This is a genomic window from Streptococcus mitis (assembly GCF_002096735.1).
Taxonomy (GTDB): Bacteria; Bacillota; Bacilli; order Lactobacillales; family Streptococcaceae; genus Streptococcus; species Streptococcus mitis_CZ.
The window spans coordinates 1-1,435 of record NZ_NCVC01000003.1; the positions used below are offsets into that span (position 1 = coordinate 1).

Genomic DNA, 1,435 nt, shown 5'->3' on the forward strand with positions numbered 1-1,435 from the left:
TGTACTGCACCCCAAAAGTTAGACAGAAAAAATCTAACTTTTGGGGTGTTTTATTATGAAATTGAGTTATGATGATAAAGTTCAGATCTATGAACTTAGAAAACAAGGATATAGCTTAGAGAAGCTTTCAAATAAATTTGGGATAAACAATTCTAATCTTAGGTACATGATTAAATTGATTGATCGTTATGGAATAGAAATCGTCAAAAAAGGAAAGAATTGTTACTATTCTCCTGAACTAAAACAAGAGATCATTGATAAAGTTCTTCTTGAGGGGCATTCACAAATTAGGGCGTCTATGGATTATGCTCTTCCAAGTAGTGGATTACTTTCGAATTGGCTGGCACAATACAAGAAAAACGGGTATACTATTGTTGAGAAAACAAGAGGGAGACCACCTAAAATGGGACGTAAGCCAAAGAAGAGATTTGAAGATATGACAGAATTAGAACGTCTTCAAGCAGAAAATGAGTACTTGAGAGCGGAGAATGCCATTCTAAAAAAGTTGAGAGAACTCCGATTGAGGGACGAAAAGAAGCAAGAAGAAAAACGGAAATTGTTCAAGGACTTGTAACAGAGTTTTCTTTAGATATCCTTCTAAAGATTATTAAGCTTGCCCGTTCAACTTATTATTACCACTTAAAACAGCTGGATCAAAGCGATAAAGATTATGATATTAAAGCTGAAATTCAGTCAACTTATACTGAGCATAAAGGAAATTACGGCTATCGTCGCATGACTCTAGAATTACGAAATCGTGGCTTCGTAGTGAACCATAAGAAGGTGCAGCGTCTGATGAAAGTACTTGGTTTAACGGCTCGAATTCGCCGTAAACGGAAGTATTCTTCCTACCAAGGAGAGGTTGGCAAGAAAGCAGATAATCTTATTCAACGTCAATTTGAAGCAACCAAACCAATGCAAAAGTGCTACACAGATGTGACAGAATTTGCCATTCCAGCAAGCAGCCAAAAGCTTTATTTATCACCAGTTTTAGATGGCTTTAACAGCGAAATTATCTCCTACAATCTTTCTACTTCGCCGAACTTAGTACAAATGAAAGCTATGCTAGAACAAGCCTTTACAGAGAACCATTACGAAAATACAATTCTCCATAGTGATCAAGGATGGCAATACCAACACGATTTTTATCATCATTTTTTAAAGAATAAGGGAATCCAACCATCTATGTCACGTAAGGGAAATAGTCCAGATAACGGTATGATGGAATCTTTCTTTGGCATTCTTAAGTCTGAAATGTTTTATGGTTATGAGAATACGTTTCAGTCACTTGAACACTTGGAACAAGCTATTGTAGACTATATTGATTACTACAACAACAAACGAATTAAGGTAAAACTAAAAGGACTTAGCCCTGTACAATACAGAACTAAATCCTTTGCTTAAATTAATTGTCTAACTTTTTGGGGTCAGTACA

General features: G+C 35.7%; 1 protein-coding gene. It reads left to right on the plus strand.

From position 1 onward, the window contains the following. Positions 1-55 precede the first annotated feature (55 nt). A protein-coding gene (locus B7703_RS00030) for an IS3 family transposase (RefSeq protein WP_142358182.1) occupies positions 56-1,404 on the plus strand; the annotation gives its coding sequence in 2 pieces (ribosomal slippage) (positions 56-506 and positions 506-1,404; 1,350 coding nt in all). The last annotated feature ends 31 nt before the right edge of the window (positions 1,405-1,435 follow it).